Origin of the sequence: Olsenella profusa DSM 13989 (assembly GCF_030811115.1) — a bacterium.
Taxonomy (GTDB): domain Bacteria; phylum Actinomycetota; class Coriobacteriia; order Coriobacteriales; family Atopobiaceae; genus Olsenella_F; species Olsenella_F profusa.
Map to the genome: position 1 here is coordinate 1,967,088 of NZ_JAUSQK010000001.1, position 19,980 is coordinate 1,987,067.

Annotated in this window: 22 protein-coding genes and 2 pseudogenes; 14 read left to right on the forward strand and 10 right to left on the reverse strand. The window is 59.0% G+C overall.

The features are described 5' to 3' along the window. Positions 1-85: 85 nt before the first annotated feature. Complete coding sequence (gene yedF, locus J2S71_RS09060) at positions 86-691, forward strand: sulfurtransferase-like selenium metabolism protein YedF (protein WP_307391069.1); 606 nt, start codon at positions 86-88, stop codon at positions 689-691. 156 nt (positions 692-847) lie between these two features. On the opposite strand, the gene J2S71_RS09065 is transcribed toward yedF, so the two are convergent. The 7 genes from J2S71_RS09065 to J2S71_RS09095 all read right to left on the reverse strand — a co-directional run bounded on the left by J2S71_RS09065 (position 848) and on the right by J2S71_RS09095 (position 4,885). Then, a complete protein-coding gene (locus J2S71_RS09065; RefSeq protein ID WP_307391072.1) occupies positions 848-1,252 on the reverse strand; it encodes a hypothetical protein in 405 nt (134 codons plus the stop codon). Beyond that, the gene (locus J2S71_RS09070; RefSeq protein ID WP_307391075.1) at positions 1,245-1,514 is read right to left on the reverse strand and encodes a hypothetical protein; all 270 of its coding nucleotides are present in this window, start codon (positions 1,512-1,514) and stop codon (positions 1,245-1,247) included. Before J2S71_RS09070 ends, J2S71_RS09065 begins: the two co-directional genes overlap by 8 nt. 164 nt (positions 1,515-1,678) lie before the next feature. After that, positions 1,679-2,398, reverse strand: coding sequence for a hypothetical protein (locus tag J2S71_RS09075; protein ID WP_307391077.1), 720 nt, complete (start codon positions 2,396-2,398; stop codon positions 1,679-1,681). Beyond that, on the reverse strand, positions 2,382-3,284 hold the full coding sequence (locus tag J2S71_RS09080) for a radical SAM protein (protein ID WP_307391079.1): 903 nt from the start codon (positions 3,282-3,284) through the stop codon (positions 2,382-2,384). Before J2S71_RS09080 ends, J2S71_RS09075 begins: the two co-directional genes overlap by 17 nt. Before the next feature lie 10 nt (positions 3,285-3,294). Further along, the gene (locus J2S71_RS09085) at positions 3,295-4,020 is read right to left on the reverse strand and encodes a hypothetical protein (protein ID WP_307391083.1); all 726 of its coding nucleotides are present in this window, start codon (positions 4,018-4,020) and stop codon (positions 3,295-3,297) included. Beyond that, a complete protein-coding gene (locus tag J2S71_RS09090) occupies positions 4,014-4,655 on the reverse strand; it encodes an energy-coupling factor ABC transporter ATP-binding protein (RefSeq protein WP_021726351.1) in 642 nt (213 codons plus the stop codon). Before J2S71_RS09090 ends, J2S71_RS09085 begins: the two co-directional genes overlap by 7 nt. A 68-nt stretch (positions 4,656-4,723) precedes the next feature. Next, positions 4,724-4,885, reverse strand: a complete 162-nt coding sequence (locus tag J2S71_RS09095) for a hypothetical protein (protein ID WP_021726346.1) — start codon at positions 4,883-4,885, stop codon at positions 4,724-4,726. A 186-nt stretch (positions 4,886-5,071) separates the two neighbouring features. On the opposite strand from J2S71_RS09095, the gene J2S71_RS09100 reads away from it, so the two are divergent. The 8 genes and pseudogenes from J2S71_RS09100 to J2S71_RS09135 all read left to right on the forward strand — a co-directional run. Then, entirely contained in the window at positions 5,072-5,800 is a 729-nt protein-coding gene (locus tag J2S71_RS09100) for a response regulator transcription factor (protein WP_307391087.1), read from the forward strand. Further along, positions 5,797-6,708 carry an ATP-binding cassette domain-containing protein gene (locus tag J2S71_RS09105; RefSeq protein ID WP_021726343.1) on the forward strand — a complete coding sequence of 304 codons (912 nt, stop codon included), beginning with the start codon at positions 5,797-5,799 and terminating at the stop codon, positions 6,706-6,708. Before J2S71_RS09100 ends, J2S71_RS09105 begins: the two co-directional genes overlap by 4 nt. Next, positions 6,705-7,601, forward strand: coding sequence for an ABC transporter permease (locus tag J2S71_RS09110; RefSeq protein ID WP_307391092.1), 897 nt, complete (start codon positions 6,705-6,707; stop codon positions 7,599-7,601). The genes J2S71_RS09105 and J2S71_RS09110 overlap by 4 nt, the downstream gene beginning before the upstream one ends. Continuing rightward, positions 7,598-8,500 (forward strand): sensor histidine kinase, encoded by a 903-nt coding sequence (locus J2S71_RS09115; protein WP_307391094.1) that lies wholly within the window; start codon positions 7,598-7,600, stop codon positions 8,498-8,500. Before J2S71_RS09110 ends, J2S71_RS09115 begins: the two co-directional genes overlap by 4 nt. 41 nt (positions 8,501-8,541) lie before the next feature. Further along, a complete protein-coding gene (leuS, locus tag J2S71_RS09120; protein ID WP_307391097.1) occupies positions 8,542-11,106 on the forward strand; it encodes a leucine--tRNA ligase in 2,565 nt (854 codons plus the stop codon). Between the two features lie 9 nt (positions 11,107-11,115). Beyond that, positions 11,116-11,304: an ATP-binding protein gene (locus J2S71_RS09125; RefSeq protein ID WP_021726354.1), complete on the forward strand. Its 189-nt coding sequence runs from the start codon at positions 11,116-11,118 to the stop codon at positions 11,302-11,304. Positions 11,305-11,679: 375 nt separating this feature from the next. Continuing rightward, positions 11,680-12,960 carry a double-cubane-cluster-containing anaerobic reductase gene (locus J2S71_RS09130; RefSeq protein WP_021726353.1) on the forward strand — a complete coding sequence of 427 codons (1,281 nt, stop codon included), beginning with the start codon at positions 11,680-11,682 and terminating at the stop codon, positions 12,958-12,960. Positions 12,961-13,221: 261 nt separating this feature from the next. Next, positions 13,222-13,377: pseudogene (locus J2S71_RS09135) on the forward strand (hypothetical protein); the annotation flags it as partial. On the opposite strand, the gene J2S71_RS09140 reads toward J2S71_RS09135, so the two are convergent. From J2S71_RS09140 to J2S71_RS09145, 3 genes and pseudogenes are all read right to left on the reverse strand, one after another. Next, a complete protein-coding gene (locus tag J2S71_RS09140; protein ID WP_040651813.1) occupies positions 13,361-13,762 on the reverse strand; it encodes a hypothetical protein in 402 nt (133 codons plus the stop codon). The pseudogene J2S71_RS09135 and the gene J2S71_RS09140 overlap by 17 nt on opposite strands. A gap of 111 nt (positions 13,763-13,873) precedes the next feature. Beyond that, positions 13,874-14,170 (reverse strand): annotated as a pseudogene (locus tag J2S71_RS12345) (transposase); the annotation flags it as partial. 394 nt (positions 14,171-14,564) lie between these two features. Then, on the reverse strand, positions 14,565-15,494 hold the full coding sequence (locus J2S71_RS09145; RefSeq protein ID WP_307391104.1) for a radical SAM protein: 930 nt from the start codon (positions 15,492-15,494) through the stop codon (positions 14,565-14,567). A gap of 353 nt (positions 15,495-15,847) precedes the next feature. Here J2S71_RS09145 and J2S71_RS09150 point away from each other — a divergent pair, with 353 nt between their 5' ends. From J2S71_RS09150 to moaC, 5 genes are all read left to right on the forward strand, one after another. After that, positions 15,848-16,852, forward strand: coding sequence for an ABC transporter permease (locus J2S71_RS09150; RefSeq protein WP_307391106.1), 1,005 nt, complete (start codon positions 15,848-15,850; stop codon positions 16,850-16,852). Continuing rightward, on the forward strand, positions 16,849-17,607 hold the full coding sequence (locus tag J2S71_RS09155; protein WP_307391109.1) for an ABC transporter ATP-binding protein: 759 nt from the start codon (positions 16,849-16,851) through the stop codon (positions 17,605-17,607). The genes J2S71_RS09150 and J2S71_RS09155 overlap by 4 nt, the downstream gene beginning before the upstream one ends. Positions 17,608-17,679: 72 nt before the next feature. Continuing rightward, positions 17,680-18,759: an ABC transporter substrate-binding protein gene (locus J2S71_RS09160; RefSeq protein ID WP_307391112.1), complete on the forward strand. Its 1,080-nt coding sequence runs from the start codon at positions 17,680-17,682 to the stop codon at positions 18,757-18,759. Between the two features lie 321 nt (positions 18,760-19,080). Further along, positions 19,081-19,335: a hypothetical protein gene (locus J2S71_RS09165; RefSeq protein WP_307391114.1), complete on the forward strand. Its 255-nt coding sequence runs from the start codon at positions 19,081-19,083 to the stop codon at positions 19,333-19,335. A gap of 46 nt (positions 19,336-19,381) precedes the next feature. Next, positions 19,382-19,936 (forward strand): cyclic pyranopterin monophosphate synthase MoaC, encoded by a 555-nt coding sequence (gene moaC / locus J2S71_RS09170; RefSeq protein ID WP_307392464.1) that lies wholly within the window; start codon positions 19,382-19,384, stop codon positions 19,934-19,936. Positions 19,937-19,980: the final 44 nt, after the last annotated feature.

Genomic DNA, 19,980 nt, shown 5'->3' on the forward strand with positions numbered 1-19,980 from the left:
TGTGCCGCATCTGCACTAAGGTACAAGTCACATGTGAATGTCAGAGGAGGGGAACGGCAACATCCAAGCCGGAGATGGAGGAGCCATGCAAGTCGATGCACGCGATCTTTTCAACCCCAAGCCGGTCATCATGGCACTCGAGGCGCTGTCGGAGCTCAGGGAGGGCGAGACGCTCGCCGTCTCCGTCAATGACGGCATGGCGGTTGAGAGCCTGGTGAGGCTTGCCGACGAGCAGCACTGCAAGTTTATGCGCGAAGACGAGGGCGACTACACGGTGATCACGCTTGCCCCCACGGAGCCCATCGTCACGAACAAGCCCATCGAGCGGGCCGTTGCCCTCATGGATGTGATCGATCAGCAGCCGACGGTCATCATTGGGTCGGAGGCCGTCGGTTGTGGCGACAAGGAGCTCGGCCGCATTCTCATGGGCGAGATCATCTACGACATGGCCTTGCAGGAGGTGGCACCACGGGAGCTCGTCTTCGTCAACAGCGGTGTCAAGCTCACCACTACGGGTAGCAACATCATCGACCAGCTCAAGATGATCGAGGCACTGGGGGCGGACATCCACTCCGAGGCCGTGAGCCTTGACGGATATGGCCTGACGGAGCAGGTGGAGGTCGGTGACATCATCCAGCCGTACAACATCGCGCAGATCCTCGTGAGCCGCACCAACGTCGTCATGCTGTAGGGCCGGTACCATCGTATCGGTTGTTCACGAGACGGCGGTCTCCCCTACCTTGGTCGGGCGTGCGTATGACAAAAGCGTGCGTCTCAGTGCCAGTTCTGTCGCTGAGACGCACGCTTGGCTAAGGGGTGGCGTCGTGGGATGTGATATAGCTGGGGGTTAGCGCGGGGTGTCCTCGCCCTCTTCCTGTGCAGCGAGGGTGATTCTACTAGCCTGGTAGGCTCCCTGCTCATCCTTATATCTGAAGAAATCAATCGCGATTGTGTCGCCGACTACCACGTCATCCAGCTGATCCTCTATCCCCCAGGCAGCCACGTCGAAGAGTACGGTGTCACCCACCCCGAAGTCTTCCTCGGAACTCATACTCGTCTCTTCCACGTGCACTGTGACGAGACCCCTCTCCTGATCGATCGAGAGGACTGTCCCCCTGCACTCGTAGAGCACCCACACGTTGCCTCCCACCAACCCTTTGTCGGGGGGCTGCTCATAGAGGGTGTAGGCTACCAGCCCCAGAGCGGCGAGGGCAACCGATAGCAACACGATCCACTTGAGTGCGCTACGCATAGACAAAAGCTCCGTAGGTCGTACTGTAGTCCGATGGAACGTATGAGAGGTACATCACTGAATCATACCATCCATCAGCGACTACAAGGGTATTGATGGCTTGGCCGGTTGCCTTCTTGGTGGCGATTGCATAGCCTTGTGCACACATCGAGTGTCCTATGGGGCTTCCGTAGAAAATGGCTGATACTATGCTGTTCCGGCCTGCAGCAACCTGTTGCTTGAAGTCTTCGAAGGATGGCTTGGACACGGTCTGCCCTGTCACAAGTGTGCCCTTGTTTTGGGCATATAGCTGAAAACCAGGGGCGATGTGTCGTCTGATGACACATCGAGCTGAATTCCTAGTCCAAAATGCCATCAGATGTACACTCGTATACCCGTACGTTAGGTCGTTGATCAAGATGAATGTAACTTATCTAGCATGCGGTTCTATCCGATAAGGAACCTTAGGACTACACAGGAGATCAACAAGATCGCCAAGCCTCGGATGCAATCTTCAAGGATTCTCCTTGGAGTTTCCTGACAGAGATTGTAGCGTTTGGTTGCTGCAGCTATTGCATAGTAACCGTCGCTCTTCATGATTGGTGCAAGATTCGTAATCATCGTGAGCAAAACAAAATCTGATGCGCCCCCAAGTCTGAGCTTTCCCAAGCAAACTATGAGCAAGAGTGCTGCATTAGCAGCATTGCCAGCGAGATATACGGCCATACGTTTGTAGGTAGGTAGTAAATAGCTATCTGATGTGTCTACATAGAATGTGGGAAAAATAAAAGTGAACTTGAATCCAATGCCTATCTTGGCCGCAGAATAGAAAAAATGCAGCACTAATGCATGAGCTAGCTCATGCATCGCTACATTTCCTACAATAAATATGATTGACAGTGGTAGGGGACATAGACTTGCATGTGGAGAAGATAGCAGAGAAAGCAAAAGTCCAGCAAATATGAGGGCGATTTCAATGCATAGAGGGAGAGCATCATCCGAAATCACTAGCTTGCCCCAAAGTATGTCATTGTCTCGAATCTGCTCATATGTTTTTGTGTCTGGATGGTAATACTTACCATCCACCCTTATTAATTGCAGCTTTGACGGCGAATCTTCAATATAGAGAGCTCTTCGCCCCCTAATGATTTTAGTTGAGGACTTCATTGCGGAACTGGTTGAAAAATCGAGTGTCACGGAATAGATATTCACATGCTTCGCATGGGGTTGAAAACTCACTTGGACAGTCAGCCTCATCTGAGATGACATCTAGGAATGGAGTCAGCCCTTTTGTGAACAATGAGACAAGCAGTTTATTGTGTTTCGTCCGACTGATAACCTTAGAGAGAGGCTCTACTGTCAAATCTCCGATTCTCAGAATCGTACCTTCAACCACTTGTGAACAGCATGGATAGACTTGAAGTGCGGTGTTGATGAGCAGCGTATGCTTGAGGGCCACTGAACAAGGCAGCTTCTCTTTTCCAAATCGATAAGGGCGAATGAAGCGTTCTTCATCGAAATTAGTTGCCAGACCCGTTCTCATAACGGGCTGATAAAGGAAATTACAACGATAGGCATATTCGCCAAGCATATCTAAGACGGTTCCCGCACTCATGGAGTCTTTCAGGAAGCATCCTACGATATCTGTGGGTATTCCTTTGTTCCAAGCGAGATCGATGAGCGTTTTGATGCTATTTAGGTCGACGTATTTGCAATGGAATTCGTCATAGCTAAACGATATATATTTGATTCGCTGACTATTCCTGGTAAGAAACGAGCTTGCTTTTTTTGGGTCTCTTCCCCAAAAGCCATTTGTTTTGAGTGATATTCTCATAGGGCGGCCGAAGTCGTAGTCACACACAGCTTGTACGAGATCTGGATGCATCATTGGCTCACCACCTGTGATACCAACATATGTGATCGACCTTACCTCTTTTATCTGACTGAGCACTGCCGTGAGTTCTTGATGCGTAAGAGTGTGATGTTGCTCCTGAAGCTCCGGCTTACCAGCGCAACACATCTTGCATCGTGCGTTGCAGTCATCGGTTAGCACGAGTCCCACGCTATCGAATACCATTTTCAAGCCACCTCTTTTTCAATAAGAGAATTACAAGAATGTTGAGTACTGCGATCCCAAGGGCATAGGCAAGACAGAGGGGGATATGAGGCATCTCGTTTGCCGTGAAGGTCGAGAGATCGGTGATGTTCCTTTCAAGATCCTTGTAGACGAAGCCATTTTGCTCAAAGAACTGTAGGAACCTCAGGGATTCGTTTGAGAGGGCGACATAGAGTGCAACGAGCGAGTAGATGAAACTGACAAAGTACGACCTGATGAAGGTTCCAAGGATACAAGCAAGCATCGTATAGAAGGAAAAGTATGTGACTATGACTGCTACAAAGTGCAGCAACATGCTGAGGAAAGGTCGGAAATCGCCAAAGTGAAGGCAGGTAACGGACAGCCCGATGGTAGCTCCTAGCGTGAAGAACAGTATGAGACATAGGTCCTTCGCAACGAAGTAGCGGACCGAGCCCATTCCTAGGTCTCGATAGAAGAGGATGGATTTCTCGCTGAAGTCGAGACAGACGTAGGACGCCGCCAAGGCAGGAAGTATGAAGACACCCAGTTGTGTAAGAACGACGTAGGTCCCGAGCAACGTCCCCTCAAGGTCGACTCCGTCAGGATAGGCGGGAATCTGCATGACATACCCAAGAGCGAACAGGCCCATGGACAGCGCGACCGTGATGGGGAGATACACGCCATGAGAGAAGCGTCGAAGTTCGACTAGCATGGAACGCCACCTCCTATATAGCGCCTTACTATGGTTTTCGTCGGAAGGTCCTTCTCTATGTGCCCATCCTCAAGGAGATAGTTGGCTCCTGGCATTTCTGTGAGATCAGACAGATCATGGGTAATGTTGATAGAGGTTATTTCCGGGCGATTAAGGTACTTGTTAAAGAACGACCGTATCGTTCGCGTGCTTGTCTGATCGAGTGCGGAAGTGCATTCGTCGAGCACGATGACTTTTGGGTTCTTGGAGAGAAAGAAGAGAATCTTGAGTTTCTGCCTCTGGCCGTCGCTGAGTCTCCTAAGCCTTAGACCTTCCTGGATTGAGGCTATGTTCAGGCCCTGATACAGCCTACGGCAGGCATTGCCATCAGAGTGTGCTTCTGCGGCTCTGATGACATCAGATACGTGGAGATCGAGTGGCAGACCGCTGTAGCTTCCGATTACGCTCACTTCTCCACCTTGGGTGGACACGATCCCCCCGTGTGGTATGAGCCCCGCGAGCGACTTGGCGAAGGTAGACTTGCCACTGCCGTTTTTGCCTAGAAGATGGTTGATACGACCTGCGGGAAACGAGACATCCGCATGACTCAGTACCGTTCTGTTTCTAAATCCGACCGAGTAATCAATTAGCTTCATGATGATTGTCCAAAATGGTACACGGAAAGGCCCGTGGACTCCATGGAGGCCACGGGCCCCTCGTTGGTCTACCAGCCAATGAAAGTGGCGTTTACGTTCTGGAAGAGATATACAGGGCTAAGGACATCCTCGAGCCTGCATGTCTCAAGTTCCTTCTCGAGTTCTTTCTGTTCCATGGGGTTTTCGACAATGAAATCATCTATGGTCTGGCGCGGATCTTGGTTATCCATGGCAATCCTCAACTCTTCCTCTCGTTCTGAATGCGATTGCATGCTGGTCGACCATGCTTTGCATTGTGCTCGATCAGTCTTAAGGTCAAATAAAGCAGATACTAAGAAAGTCATAAGATGCGCCATGGAAAAATAACGTATGAGCTGAATGGCTATAATCCAAATTGTGGCAGGATGTCCCGGGAGATGTCGGTTCTCATGCACGAAAAGGTATTGGTGGTAGAGGACGACCGGGACATTTCGACCATCGTGATGGACTGCTTGAGTGCCGAGGGATATGAGTGCCATGCAAGCTATGCTGGCAACGATGCACTGAGAGAGTTTGGGGCCCAGCCCTATGATCTGGTCATCTGCGACCTCATGTTGCCGGGGTGTCCGGGAGAGCGGGTCGTGAGTGCCATAAGGTCAAGAGATAGCACTATACCCATACTCATTATATCTGCCCGTGGAAGTACTTCGGACAAGGTAGATCTCTTGTCGCTTGGCGCAGATGACTATCTGGCCAAGCCCTTTGACATAGCGGAGCTGATAGCACGCGTCGGCGTCCAACTGCGTCACACGAGACATGAGGATTCCGAGAAGATCGGCCGTAGTTGGGTCTCAGTGGGTAGGTGGGTGCTGGACCGGGATTGCAGGACGCTTGAGATCGACAAGGTTTCGTTGTCTCTGACATGCATAGAGTTCAATCTCGTCGAGGCGCTCGTCAGCCATCCCAAAAGGGTTTTTACGCGTCCAGAGCTATTCGAAATTGCCTGGGGCGAACGTTTTTCCAATGATGCAGGGACGGTGAATGTCCATATATCGAACATTCGAACAAAGCTGAGGCCGACGGGGACCGATTCCTACATTGATACCGTTTGGGGTGTAGGATTCAGGCTCGTTGTTCCACAAGATGATGGGGAAATCCCCGCGTGAACGCCCTCGAGACAGCATCCTTAACGAAGGTGTGGGGTAGGGTGAAGGCCGTCAATGCGGTGTCGATGCATGTAGAGAATGGCGCGATCTATGGGCTTGTCGGTGATGCGGGGTCTGGAAAAACAACGCTGCTGAGCCTAGCTTCTGGGCTGATGGCTGCTGATACGGGTGAAGTCATCTTGTTCGGTAACCGTTCGACGCGATATTCCCGAACTCGTGTTGGGGCGATGCTTGGGCCACAATCCACCATTGGATATCTCACTGCGCTTGATAATCTCATGATCAAGGCCTTGGCCAGTGGATTGGTTGACGCCCGAGCTCGCTGTATTGAGGTTCTGGATACCCTTGGTGTGAACGATATTAAGGTTCGTGTTAGATATTCTTCAGTCGACCAGCGTGTACGCATCAGAATCGCGCTCGCCCTTGTCAATAGGCCCGATTTGCTCTTATTGGATGAGCCATTTGTGGGGCTTGACTCTCGTTCGTCCCTTGAACTTAGCTCAACCCTTCTTACACTTAACGAGGAAACGGGGATTACCATCGTCATGGCCTCGCGACGAATAGGCTGGCTCCAGTCAATGGCGACACATTATGGTGTCCTGAAACAGGGGCGCTTACAGCGTGAGGTTTCCACGACACGCCTGCTGGTCGAATGCGATGGCTCAATTAGGCTTCGCACTGTTGATTTGCCGAGGGTTATGGTTCTACTTGAGGAATCCTTGGGACCCGACTGCATCGAATCGTGTCGCGATATGATGACAGGAGAGGACTATCTTTGCATAAGGGATACCGATGAGTACCTGCTGTCTGGGTTGCTGCACGATATGGACGCAGAGGTACTTGAGATGTACAGGTCAAGGAGGAGTCCTGAAGAGGTGCTTTTGGATGGTGCAAGGGACTCATCATGACAAATCTGTTATTATCAGATTTTTATCGCATATCGCGGACTAGGCCGTGTTGGATTCTGGCTGTCATCGTTGTTGCCTTAGGTGCTTGGTCAGCACTCGTTGTGTCGGAGTCGGGCTTGGGTCTTGGTGTATCTGCATCACTCGTCTTTGGCGTGCATGGGTGGTATGGCGCAAGTGTGCCCGCATCCGAAAGCGCAAAGTTTCTGACGCAAGCGTGGGGGCAGGCCTTTCTTGCGGGTGGCTCATTGACGCTTGTTATCTCGCTTTTTGGTGCGGGCCTCATGTCATCCGACTTCGTATGGGGCTATGAGTGCAATCTACTGGGAACGGGCTGCTCCAGGCGCCTCTATCTCCTTGAAAAGGTCGTCCTTTGCACAATGGCATCTGCCTTGGTGTTGCTGCTTTCTGCGGGCGCATCTCGGTTGACGCTTATCGCGAGAGGATTCTCGTTCTCTTTTTCGGAAGAGGCTTGGATGCTTACCGGGTGGCTTGTACTTGCATGGCTGCATCTCACCGCTTATGCTGCGCTTTCGTTGCTGTTGACTGCCGTTCTCAAAAGTCGAACGAAGGGAATGGTGGTCGGTGCAGCAATGGGATCGGGGATTATTGGCATGGCCGTATGGGCGTCTTTCATGATGGCTGCGCGGCAATGGCCCGCTCTTTCGCGGATTGCAACATTGCTTCCCTATTGCAATGGCCAGCTGTTGGGACAAGGTTCTCAGATTTTCTTTGACATATATGGGAGTACCGAATCGGACGTTGCCAACAGGGTGCTTACGATCTTGGGGAATGCGGGAATCGATCCGCTGTGGCACATCTTGCTTGTGGACGTTGCCGTCCTTCTGCTGGTGTTGGTAGGCATATGTGCGCTTGGACGCTGGAGCAGACATTGATTGGCCTGATAGTTGGAGTGGCACTCGGCTTTCTTTTTGCGAGCCTTATCTATGAGGGTGAGATTCGTCGACAGGGACGAATATTCGAGGACAAGACCTCTTTGGGAAGCATTCACATGGGGGCAATGCTTGCTAGCCGAGGATGGAGAAGATTTGCCCGGATAGTGAATGCCCACCTCGCTCTCATGCAGCAGCAATTGAGTGCAAGCCTTGCGGAGCAGAGATCCTTCAGGCGGGGCTTGTCTGCTCTTGGTCATGATATGCGTACCCCTCTTACCGGTGTGAAGGGATACGTGCAGCTTGCAAGAAGGACAGTAGACGATCCTGGGATACAAGCGCGCCTTGATGCCGCAGTCGAAAGAATAGATGCGGCTGAGGGCATGCTTGACAGGCTGCAGGTATACGCGCGGGCGAATGATCCCGATCGCAGCTACATATATGAGCAGGTGGGAGTGCTGACATTACTGATTGAAGTTCTTGACGATCATGAGATCGAGTTTCGCCAACGGGGATGGGAGCCGCGTGTCAGCTTCGAAAACGAAGCGCTTCGAGTTGTTGCCGATCGAGAGGCCCTTCGGAGAGTCCTTGACAATCTCGTTGTTAATGCCTTGCGTCATGGGGTGTCCCCGCCCTCCCTTTTCCAGCAGGGCGATGCAAACCAATGGAGCCTTAGCATTACAAACGACTTGAAGGAGGGGGAAGCGGTGGATATGACTCATCTCTTCGATCGCTTTTGGAAGGCAGATGCCTCGCGCCGTGCGTCTGGCATGGGCTTGGGTCTTTCTATTGCACACTCCCTTGCGCGTGATATGGGGATGTCTCTGCGAGCCACGACTGGCGATGGCGCCATTAGCTTCATCTTGTCCCCGTTGTGCCGGGACAAGTCGAATACCTGCTAGAATCGTTCATCGTATGTCCGCATGCAGGAAAGGTCTTCCCCATGAGCGAGAGCGCAAGCGAAAACACGAGTTACCCGTCGTATGACGCCCAGACCATAGAGACCAAGTGGCAGCAGAGGTGGGAGGACGAGGGCCTCTACAGGACCGACGAGGACCCCGCCAAGCCCAAGCGGTATGTGCTCGAGATGTTCCCGTACCCCTCCGGCGACCTGCACATGGGTCATGCGCGCAACTACACCATCGGCGACGCCATGGCCCGCCAGGCGCACATGCGCGGCTTTGACGTGCTGCACCCCATGGGCTTCGACGCCTTCGGCCTGCCGGCGGAGAACGCCGCCATCAAGCACCACACGCAGGCGGCCAAGTGGACCTACCAGAACATCGACCGGGCCGTGCGCACCATGAGGCGCATGGGCTTCTCCTTTGACTACGACCGCATGTTCAACACCTGCGACCCCGAGTATTACCGCTGGGGCCAGTGGATGTTCATCCAGATGTGGAAGAGGGGCCTGGCCTACCGCGCCACCTCGCCGGTCAACTGGTGCCCCGGCTGCAAGACGGTGCTCGCCAACGAGCAGATCGTGGACGGCCGCTGCTGGAGGTGCGGCTCCATCCCCGAGAGGCGCAACCTCTCGCAGTGGTACCTCAAGATCACCGACTACGCCCAGGAGCTCCTGGACGACCTCGACACGCTCACGGGCTGGCCCGAGAACGTGAAGGCCCAGCAGCGCAACTGGATCGGCCGCTCCGAGGGTGCCGAGATCGACTTCAGGCTGGCGGACGAGGACGGTGTGACGCCCACGGATCGCACCATTACCGTGTTCACGACGCGCGCGGACACGCTCTTCGGCACCACCTTCATGGTGCTGCCGCCCGAGAGCGAGCTTGCCGAGGAGTTGGTCGTGGGCACCGAGCACGAGGCCGCCTATCGCGAGCTGCGCGCTGCCACCGAGAGGGTCTCCAGCGTGGAGCGTCAGGGCTCCGATCGCGAGAAGCACGGCGTGCCCACCGGCCGCTTCGTCATCAATCCCATCACGGGCGAGCCGTTTCCCATCTGGGTGGCGGACTACGTGCTCATGGACTATGGCACCGGCGCCGTCATGGGCGTGCCCTGCGGCGACCAGCGCGACTTCGAGTTCGCCAAGAAGTATGGCCTGGACATCGTCCCCATCATCTGCGAGAAGGATGGTCCGCTGTACGAGCGCCTCAAGGATCAGAGGGACATCGTGGTTCGCGACGTCGACTGGGACGGCGCCATGGCCATCGAGGGATATCTCGTGCAGTCCGGTGCGTTCACGGGCCTCAAGGGCGGCAAGCACTCGGAGGGCGTCGCGGCCATCCTCGGCTGGCTCGAGGAGCATGGCTGCGGTCGCGCGAAGGTGCAGTTCCGCCTGCGCGACTGGCTCATCAGCCGCCAGCGCTACTGGGGCAACCCCATCCCCATGATCCACTGCGACGACTGCGGCGACGTCCCCGTGCCCGAGGACCAGCTGCCGGTGCGCCTGCCCGAGGGGCTCGACCTCGGTGCGGGCGAGACGCTTGCCGAGTACGCACCCTTCTTTGAGACCACCTGCCCGAAGTGCGGCAAGCCGGCCCGCCGCATCACCGACACCATGGATACCTTCACCTGCTCCAGCTGGTACTACCTGCGCTACTGCGACCCGCACAACGATGCGTCACCGTTCTCGCGCGAGGCCGTGGACCGCTGGATGCCCGTCGACAACTACATCGGTGGCATCGAGCACGCCATCCTGCACCTGCTCTACTCGCGCTTCTGGACCAAGGTCATGCGCGACCTCGGCCTCGTGGGCACGGACGAACCCTTCACCAACCTGCTCTGCCAGGGCATGGTCAAGGATGCCAACGGCGACACCATGAGCAAGTCCAAGGGCAACGTGGTGCCGCCCTCGAGCGTCATCGGGCCGTATGGCGCGGATACGATGCGCCTGGCCATCCTCTTCATTGCCCCGCCCGAGAAGGACTTCGACTGGGACGAGGATGCCGTCGCGGGCGCGAACCGCTTCATCAGGCGCGCGTGGCGCGTGGTGTGGGAGCTTGCCAACGCCGGTGACGCTGCGGCGCCGCTTGACGTGACGACGCTGGACGCCAGGGCCAAGGAGCTCAACCGCACCCTGCACGAGCTCGGCCTGCGCTGCACGGCCGACTTCGACCGCGGGCAGTTCAACACGGCCATCTCCGCATGCATGGAGCTCACGAACGCCGCGAGCAAGTACCTGCTGGAGACCGCCGAGGGCGAGCGCGCCGCCTCCGTGTGCTGGCGCGTGGCACACGACCTGGTGGCCATGCTGGCGCCCATCTGCCCGCACTGGGCCGAGGAGCTCTTCCATGAGGCGCTGGGCCAGACAGGCTCCGTCTACGACGAGCCCTGGCCCGCGTTCGACGCCGAGCAGGCCAAGAGCGACATGGTCGAGATCGTGGTGCAGGTCAAGGGTAAGAACCGTGCCCACATCGAGGTGGCGGTGGACGCGCCGAAGGACGAGCTCGAGACGGCGGCCCGCGAGGCCGTGGCCGAGCAGATTGCCGGCAGGGACGTGAGGAAGGTCATCGTCGTGCCCGGGCGCCTCGTGAACATCGTAGCGGTGTAGGGGCTCGTCATGGCGAGCTATCCCTTCAGCGCCCTCGTCGGCCAGGACGACCTGCGGCGCGCCCTCGTCCTCAACCTGGTCGACCCCACCATCGGCGGCGTCCTCATCCAGGGGGAGAAGGGCACGGGCAAGACGACGGCCGTCCGCGCGCTGCCCGCACTCATGGGTGGCGACCTGCGCGTGGTGGAGCTGCCGTGACCCTGCCCGTCTGATGGGCGCGGACTATCGCCAGCTCGACGAGTCGCGCGTCGGGGATCCCCGCAGCATCATCGAGGAGGTACTCGCCCACTAGGAGCCAGGCCAAGTGTGCGTTGGATTCACGTTGAAAATTCCCAACTGGGCAAACGCGAGGTGACCTCGGTTCAACGCGCGCTTTCTCGATGTCCCTCGCCTTTGCCGTAGCGACTGCCACCGCTTACGTGATTGCGCCTCCAGTGGGGTAGCCTCGGGCAGAAAATATGATCAAATTCATGAAATACTGGGTTCATGCATACGGACTGCACGAGGGGGAGCAAGGCCCGGGATTGCCAAGGGAGGGGCGTGGCCCAAGGCCACCAAAGGAGAGGAGAGGCTATGGCAGAGGTCGACTATCATCCCATGTGGGAGAGCCTAGGCATGGACGTCGAGGCCCATGATGGGCTACTGGCAGCGGTGGGGCAGATGTTCCAGGACTCGTTCCTTGTGCAGGAGAACCGCCCGGCGAGCACCGACTACCTCGACAGCGTGGTCGCCAACATCCACTCCGGGCGCATCCAGGAGATGCTCGACCAGAAGGAGGCCGGTACCGCCACAAAGATCGTGGGTTCGTTCTGCCTCTACGTGCCCGAGGAAGTCATCATGGCCGCCCGAGGCATCTCTGTGGGACTCTGCTCCGGCGCCGACTGGGCCACGGACAAGGTGGAGAAGCACATCCCCCACAACACCTGTCCGCTCATCAAGAGCTTCAACGGCTTCAAGCTGGGGCGCGTCTGCCCCTACATCGAGTCGAGCGACCTGGTGGTGGGCGAGAACACCTGCGACGGCAAGAAGAAGGCCTACGAGTTCTTCGGCACGCAGAAGCCCATGCACATCATGGATGTTCCCAACGTCAAGACCGATACCGCCCTTGCCTCCTATAGGGAGCAGGTACGTCTCCTGGCCCAGCGCGTGGAACAGGAGACTGGGGTCAAGATCACGGAAGAGGGCCTGAGGGCGGCCATCAGGCTCGTCAACGAGAAGCGCCGCGCGCTCCAGCGCCTGTCCGCAACGCGGGCGGCGGACCCCGCCCCCATCTCTGGGCTGGACTGCCTCCTCACCGTGCAGGCCGCCTTCATGGACGACCCGGTGCGCCTGACGGCAGCCATCAACGCCATGGCCGACGAGTGCGAGCGGCGCGTGAGGGACGGCGTAGGCGTGGCCCCCAAGGGCACCAAGCGCGTCCTATATACCGGAACGCCCATGCCCGTCCCGTTCTGGAAGCTCTTTACCCTCATCGAGCAGGCCGGCGCCGTCGTGGTGGGCGAGGAGTGCTGCACGGGCTCGCGCTACTACAAGGATCTCGTCGATGAGTCCGGCGAGACGGTCGACGAGATGCTCGACCGGATAGCGGAGCGCTACTACGACATCAACTGCGCCATCTTCACGCCCAACGAGGGCCGCATGAAGGACGTCATCGGCATGGCCAAGAACCTGCATGCCGACGGCATCGTCGACTGCTCGCTCCAGTTCTGCACGCTCTACGACATGGAGTCGTTCACGATGCGGAAGGCGGCCGAAGAGGCGGGCATCCCCTACATGCACATCTCGACCGACTACTCCAACGAGGACACGGGCCAGCTGACGACCCGCATCCAGGCCTTCATCGAGATGATCTAGGCCTGGCACGGAACCATGCATGAGGCGGGCCGCGCAGCGACTCGCGCGCCGGGTGCGACAGGGAGGAGGTTCATGAGGGAGATGCTCACGCGTTGCACGCTCATCAAGGTGACCGTTGGGGTCGGGACGGTCTTCGTCCTTGCCCCGCCGGCAGCAACCACGACACCCCCATCGACGAGCCCGTCGCCTCCAAGGGCACCGGCAAGGGGATGAACCCGGTCGAGCTGCTGCTCTGCTCTCTCGGACTACCACGGCTTCAAGGAGATTCGCATAACCCTCCACTTCCAGATGGAGTCGTCGCAGGAGAGTTGCGATGCCCTCGTGAAGGACGTGGAAGCAAGCTGCCCCGTGAGCAACACGCTGAGTGGTGGCGCCCTCAAGGTGGTCGCCAACTCGGCCATCATTGAGCCCATGTAGGGAGCCACTGGCAGAGGATGGGCCCCCGAGCCGACGGCTCCCCTCTCCCCACTTGCACGCGGTAGTCGGCCTTGAGCTGACCGTTTCCCATGTGGTCATCCTCCGCGCGCATGAAGGTGGCATCGCGGTCGGTCTTGGAGAGGAAGCCACGGCCTGCGAGGTCGGTGGCGTTTCTCTCGTTGTGTACCATCTTCTCTCTCCACTCGCCCTCGAGCATGCGCTCGACGCGGCGAAGCGCCTTGCCTGCGTCGTCTTTGAGACACTTGCCCACGCCTTTCTCCCTGATACGCTTGTTGATGTGCCGTGCGGCCTCGGCGATGGTCTCGGAGTCGACGTCGCTGGGTCCCTCGGCCGCGAGCCTCTCCTCCTCTGAGCCTGTTCGCATTCGCCTCGATCTTGGTGCCGTCAAGGGTGACGAGGCCCATGTCGGCCAAGAGGGACATGAACCTGAGAACACCTCTTCGGAGACGGGGCAGATGTGCTCGGAACGGAAACGGTTGACGGTGCTGTGGTCGAGGGGCTGCATGACACAGATCCAAAGGAATTCAACGTTCTCACACGTCGCCTGGGCGATCCTGTGGGAGGAGCAGATGCCTTGGGCGTAGGCCAGCAGCACCACTTTGAGCATAACCTGTGGGTCGTGGGCGGGACATCCTCCTCCGGGATAGAGCGCCGTGAGGATGGATCTGTCGATGGACTCCACGACCATATCCACCACGCGGGGAAGGGAGTTCTCGGGAACAAGGTCGCCGATGTCGGGACAATGATACCAAATGCCAACGTTTCCACTGATGAATGGCTATACTTTGCAACTGCAGAGCCGCCGTTGCCAGTCCTTTTCCGTCAAAGGAGAGCGGAGTCTGCTTTGGGTCCCGCTCTAAAGGGAGGTGCCTTTGATACAGCCCCATGGTTCTTGAGGGAGCGAAACGGCCCCAAGTGCGTGCTGGCATCGAGGCCCAAAGGGGGCTCGCGTGGTCAACCGGAGCAATCCCAGCCTCTCACGAACAGAAATCCTGGGCGTTTGCCGGCAGTGGACGCCGCCGACGCGCCGCAAGCACACGGCCGGGCACGCACTTGGGGCCGTTTCGCTCCCATGAGGCCATCGTTGCGAGGAAGGGGGTGCCGCAGCTGCTGCGATACCCCGCGCCGCGTGTGGCAGGCGCGATGGAGCCCCGCCACGCGGGCGCCTACGAGGCCACGCGGGTCTCCTCGGGATCCTCCTCGTCCTTGGGCTCCCTCTGCCTGGCGATGGACCCCACCATCGAGAAGAGGGGCTCCTCCACCTCGAACTCCTTGATGGCGGCGTCCAGCTGGCGCAGCATCCGCTCGCGATCCTCGGGCAGGCTGCCGTGCACGCGCAGCTCCACGTAGTCATGGAAGCCGTCGAAGTCGACCGGTCCCTCCAGGAGGGAGACCAGCTCGCGGTCCTCGTGCAGGTTCTCCTGCTCGCTGGCGGGCACGAAGCTGTCACGCTCCACCTCCCGGCCCAGCTCCACGTCCCGATGCAGGAAGAGGCTGAAGTTGCAGATGTAGAGGGGCTTGGTTCCGTTGAGGAAGGCCGCCGTCGCCCGGGCGTTCTCGATGCCGCGCCCGTGGCCGGCGATGCCCGTCATGATGTGGGCTCCGTACTCCATGCCAGCGGCGTGCAGGCGGGCGATCTGCCTGCGGGCGGTCGTGTTGTCGTGCTCCTTGTGCATGAAGGCGAGCACGTCGTCCAGGCCGCTCTCGATGCCGATGTAGAGGGTGCGCAGGCCACCTGTGGCGATCTTGGCGAGCTCCTCGTTGCTCTTGGCGGCGATGCTCGAGATGGTGGCATCGGCGCTCACGCTGGCGCAGCCGGGAAGCTGCCGGTGTATGAGCTCGAGGACGGCGAGCAGATCCTCCGTCCTCACGCCAAAGGCGTTGCCGTCTCCCAGCATGACGCCGCGCGGGGACCTCCCGGTGGCCGCGATGCGCCCCACCTCGGCCTTCACCTGCTCGAAGGGCAGGGTGCGGTAGCTGAGGTGCTTGAAGAGGTCGCAGAACTTGCAGCGGTTGTAGGGGCATCCGACGCTGATGGGCAGCATGAATGATGCGCGCTCACGTGGCGTGCGACAGATCTGGCCTTCGTACCGCATGGTATCGCCTCCCTGGGCGTCCGGGGCACCCCTGCTCCAGCGATGAGATACACCCATTGTAGAATGCCCGTACGGGGAAGTGCGAGGCGCAGGGTCCGTCCCCCCCTCTGTGTGGGACGTGTTTCCGCCAGCGGTCGTGCTGTCGTGCGAACGGGGGAGCTACGGCCGCGGGCGGGATCCATGGCCTGCCTTCGTCCACGCCCGCCCGTCTCGGGACGCCCTCGTCTGCCGCCGCTGGCGGATGCCCAGTGAAAGCCTACGTTTTATTGACCATGATAATTCTATAATGGGTCCTCATATGAGCGGGAGACATGAGAACCTGGCTATGGCGGAGGCCTATGGAGACTGGAAACTTGAGCAGGGAGGAACTGCTCGACCTCGAGAACGCTCGCAAGACGCCCCGGGAGAGAGCGGTCGACCATGCCGTCTGCCTGCTTCCCGTGCTGGTGGGGATGGGCGGCATCCTCGAGTACCTCTACGTTCCCAACAGGCCCGGCTACCGCACCACCTTCGTGTACGTGTGGTTCCTGAGCGCGCTCGTGGCCCTCTCGCTGGCGGGCGCCCTCCTGACCTTCTGCTCCGGGCGCACCATGCGGCACATACGCCACAAGGCGCCCTTCCACGTCCTCATCTACCTGCTCTTCATTGGCTATGACCTGCTCACCGACAAGTCAGCCAGCCTCATGATGCCCTTCTTCCCCTCGGTCGACCAGGTGCTGAACGCCATCCTCTCCGATGGGGCATACCTCTTCGACTGTACCTGGCACTCCCTCATCCTCCTGTTCACGGGCTATGCGATCGGCCTGGTGGTGGGGCTTGCGACGGGCATCGCCTGCGGCTACAGCAGGCGCATCAACTACTGGATCTCTCCCTTCACACGGTTGCTGGGTGCGATCCCGTCAACGACGTGGATTCCCGTCGTCATGGTGCTGGCCATGTCGCTCTTCCAGGGGGCGGTGTTCATCATCGCCCTGGGCGTGTGGTTCGCCATCACGGTCTCCACCATCACGGGGATCCGCACCATCGACAGGTCGTACTACGAGGCGGCGCGCATCCTGGGCGCGAGCTCCCGCCAGCTGGTGACGCACGTCTCCATCCCCTCGGCCCTGCCGAGCATCTTCCAGGGCATGACGCAGGCCATGAGCTCCGCCTGCACCGCGCTCATCGTGGCGGAGATGATAGGCGTGCAGTCCGGGCTGGGCTGGTACATCACCTGGCAGAAGAACTGGGCGGAGTACGACAAGATGTACGGGGCGATCATCGTCATATGCCTCATCTTCGTGGCCGTCAACTTCCTGCTTGAGAGGATCAGGCGCCGGGTGCTCGTCTGGCAGGAGGGGATGGTGGAGGAGCGATGAGGCTCGAGGTCAACCACGTGAGCAAGAGCTTCGCGGGGGTGGGACCCCACGACGTGGTCGACGTGCTCGACGACGTGAGCCTTATAGCGTCCGCCGGCGAGTTCGTGTGCATCGTAGGGCCGTCTGGCTGCGGCAAGTCCACGCTCCTGCGCCTCGTCGCCGGCCTCGAGGTGCCCACCAAGGGATCCGTCCTGCTGGACGGCACCAAGGTGGAGGGCCCCAGCCCGCGTCGCGGCATGGTCTTCCAGAGGCCCACGCTCTTCCCGTGGCTGACGGTGCGCAAGAACATCGCCTTTGGCCCGCGCATGTGCGGAGAGGACGGCGACCTCGAACGACGCGTCGACCGGATGCTTGAGCTCGCGGGCCTCAGAGACTTCGCGGACGTCTATCCCCATCAGCTGTCAGGGGGCATGGCGCAGCGCATCGCCCTCGTTCGCGCCATCATCAACGATCCAGAGGTCATGCTCCTCGACGAGCCGCTGGGGGCGCTCGACGCCTTCACCCGCATGGGGATGCAGGATACGATCCTCGCCATGTGGCAGGACAAGAACGACGTGATCCTCATGGTGACCCATGACGTTGATGAGGCCATCTACATGGGTACGCATGTCATCGTGATGTCTCCCGCCCCAACCCATGTGGCGAAGGCCATCAGGATCGACCTCGACTATCCGCGCAACAGGGCGGGTGGGGAGTTTACGGCATATCGCAACCAGATTCTGTCACTTTTGAACTTCGGGAGGGTCTCCTCGTAGCGTCGGCACGCCCGTCGGCGTGCGAGCGCCTGGCGAGCAGGATCGGTCATGGTCATGAGAGGGGAGAGCAAGATGAGCAGCATGGTGACGCGCAGGGGGTTCGTGGGCGGGGCGGCCTTGGTGGGGCTTGCCCTTGTCGGATGCGGCAACACGCAGGTCGGTGCCAACGAGAACGACACGTCTGCCGCAGACGCCACCAAGGCCGTCTACGAGATGTCGAGGGAGGAGGAAGAGGAGGCCATCAAGAAGGAGCCCTTCTATGGCAAGAAGCTCACCGTGGGCTACGGTGGAGGCCTCTGCCTGGGTGCCTTTGGCATCACCGAGGACCAAGGCTACAGCGCAGACGAGGGCCTCGACTGCGAGCTCATGAACGTCCAATCCAAGATCGATGCGGTCGGGTCGGGGCAGGTGCAGGTCGTGGGCACCCACATCGCCTCGCTCCTGGTGCCCGCCTACAATGGCATCGGCATGACCTTCACGCTGGGCATCCACTCGGGGTGCAAGTCGCTCTACGTTCTGACGGACGGGAGCGTGCGGTCGACCCAGGACCTTAAGGGCCAGACCATCGGCGTTCCCGAGGGCATGGGCAGCGCGGACCAGAACATCGCCATGCGCTTCCTGGGCCGCGACGAGGTGGATCCCAAGACCGACGTCGAGTGGAAGCAGGTCGCCAAGGAGGCCTGCATACAGGGGATGCAGAATGGCGAGATAGCGGCGGCGGTCCTCGAGGACCAGTACGCCATGCCCTTCGTCAGCGATGGGACCATCACCTACATCCGGTCGCTCACCTACGATGACGACTTCAAGGTCGAACCCTGCTGCATCCTCGCATTCAACAGCGACTTCGCGAAGGAGAACCCCGTGCACGTCAAGCGCTACACGCGCGCCTTCCAGAAGGCCGGCGTGTTCATCGAGCAGAACACGGAGCAGGCGCTCGACATCCTCCTGCAGAACTCCTGGGCCTCCGGGGACCGCGATGACGACCTCGCCCTCATGCAGGCGTTCGACTACACGATCACGGAGCAGCGCACCAAGGACTCCCTGCTCGACATCATTGCCGACTACCAGAAGTACGGCGTCATCGATAGCGAGCAGAGTGCGGATGAGGTTCTGGCGAAGGTCTGGGCACCCGTCCTGGATGACGTCCAGTAGCCGTATGTCCCACCCGCGTCATTCCGTGCGCCTTCGACCGGAAGCTCGATCGGTTCGTCTTCCGGTCGATTTTCGTACAGCAATCAACTTATAATGCAGAGGAATATATGACGTGGGTAATCGCGGCGTCGGCCATCACCCCTGCCGATAGGATGCGATCATGTTCGACTTTGACTACTTCGTGCGGGTCATCCCCAAGGTCATGGGTGGCCTGTCGGTAACCTTGCAGCTCACCGTGGTCTCGACCGTCTTCGCCCTCCTGATCGGCATCCCCGATATCATGGGGCAGGCGAAGTCGAACCATCCCGGAGGGTCTCTCATGTGGGCTACCGTGCCCACCAGTTCCGTCCCGTGTGGGGGCCTCGCCAGGAGAACTGTCTGCGCCTTCGGCTCGTCGCACGCACCCAGCTCCAATTTGAGCGAAACTACTACCTGCTGCCGGAGCTGGAGGCACCCGCGCGCGACCAGAGGATCACCTGGCTCGTGCAGCGCTCCGGCTGGTCGGACCTCGATGCTCGGGGCCTGCCGGACTACCTGCGGTTCGACGAGGATGACCTCCTCCTCCTGGAGGGGTAGTCACTCACCTGGCCCCAGGGACCAGCGATCGAGGAGGTTTTGATGGATCGGCACGAGGAGGGGGCGCACGACGCTCCCCAGGAGTTCATGCACTTTCGATGCCAGGGGCAACGCCCGCATGGTGGACGTCTCCGAGAAGGCGTTCACCTCCCGCATGGCGCTCGCCACAGGGATCATCGAGGTCTCTCCGGAGGTGTTCGACGCCATCGAGGGCAGGCAGGTGCGCAAGGGCGACGTGCTGGACATGGTCCAGATGGCCGGCATCGTGGGCTGCAAGCGCACCTCGGAGCTCATTCCCCTCTGCCACCTGCTCAGCCTCACCAACGCCACCCTCTCCTTCGAGCTGTGTCCCGAGCATCACAGCATCAGGGCATGCTGTCGCGTGCGGACGAGCGACAAGACGGACGTGGAGATGGAGGCGCTCACGGGAGTCTCTGTGGCACTGCTCATCGTCTACGACATATGCAAGGCCATTGACGAGCGCATGGTGGTCCGCGACGTCCACCTGGTGGAGAAGACGGGCGGCACGAGCGAGAGTTTCCAGTTCTGGAAACCGTGCAGTGGTCCACTATTCATCCGTGAGATCAGTTTCATGAAATAACGACAAATACGTACGGTAGAATCGTGTAAATTAATCGCGATTAG

Bases quoted from the DNA above. Each gene is read 5' to 3' on its own strand.
- J2S71_RS09155 (WP_307391109.1), top strand. From the start codon at position 16,849: ATGAGGCTCGAGGTCAACCACGTGAGCAAGAGCTTCGCGGGGGTGGGA.
- J2S71_RS09130 (WP_021726353.1), top strand. From the start codon at position 11,680: ATGGCAGAGGTCGACTATCATCCCATGTGGGAGAGCCTAGGCATGGAC.
- J2S71_RS09125 (WP_021726354.1), top strand. From the start codon at position 11,116: ATGGCGAGCTATCCCTTCAGCGCCCTCGTCGGCCAGGACGACCTGCGG.
- J2S71_RS09090 (WP_021726351.1), bottom strand. From the start codon at position 4,655: ATGAAGCTAATTGATTACTCGGTCGGATTTAGAAACAGAACGGTACTG.
- J2S71_RS09110 (WP_307391092.1), top strand. From the start codon at position 6,705: ATGACAAATCTGTTATTATCAGATTTTTATCGCATATCGCGGACTAGG.
- J2S71_RS09065 (WP_307391072.1), bottom strand. From the start codon at position 1,252: ATGCGTAGCGCACTCAAGTGGATCGTGTTGCTATCGGTTGCCCTCGCC.
- J2S71_RS09095 (WP_021726346.1), bottom strand. From the start codon at position 4,885: ATGGATAACCAAGATCCGCGCCAGACCATAGATGATTTCATTGTCGAA.
- J2S71_RS09100 (WP_307391087.1), top strand. From the start codon at position 5,072: ATGTCGGTTCTCATGCACGAAAAGGTATTGGTGGTAGAGGACGACCGG.
- J2S71_RS09085 (WP_307391083.1), bottom strand. From the start codon at position 4,020: ATGCTAGTCGAACTTCGACGCTTCTCTCATGGCGTGTATCTCCCCATC.
- J2S71_RS09075 (WP_307391077.1), bottom strand. From the start codon at position 2,398: ATGAAGTCCTCAACTAAAATCATTAGGGGGCGAAGAGCTCTCTATATT.
- J2S71_RS09140 (WP_040651813.1), bottom strand. From the start codon at position 13,762: ATGCGAACAGGCTCAGAGGAGGAGAGGCTCGCGGCCGAGGGACCCAGC.
- J2S71_RS09145 (WP_307391104.1), bottom strand. From the start codon at position 15,494: ATGCGGTACGAAGGCCAGATCTGTCGCACGCCACGTGAGCGCGCATCA.
- leuS (WP_307391097.1), top strand. From the start codon at position 8,542: ATGAGCGAGAGCGCAAGCGAAAACACGAGTTACCCGTCGTATGACGCC.
- yedF (WP_307391069.1), top strand. From the start codon at position 86: ATGCAAGTCGATGCACGCGATCTTTTCAACCCCAAGCCGGTCATCATG.
- J2S71_RS09160 (WP_307391112.1), top strand. From the start codon at position 17,680: ATGAGCAGCATGGTGACGCGCAGGGGGTTCGTGGGCGGGGCGGCCTTG.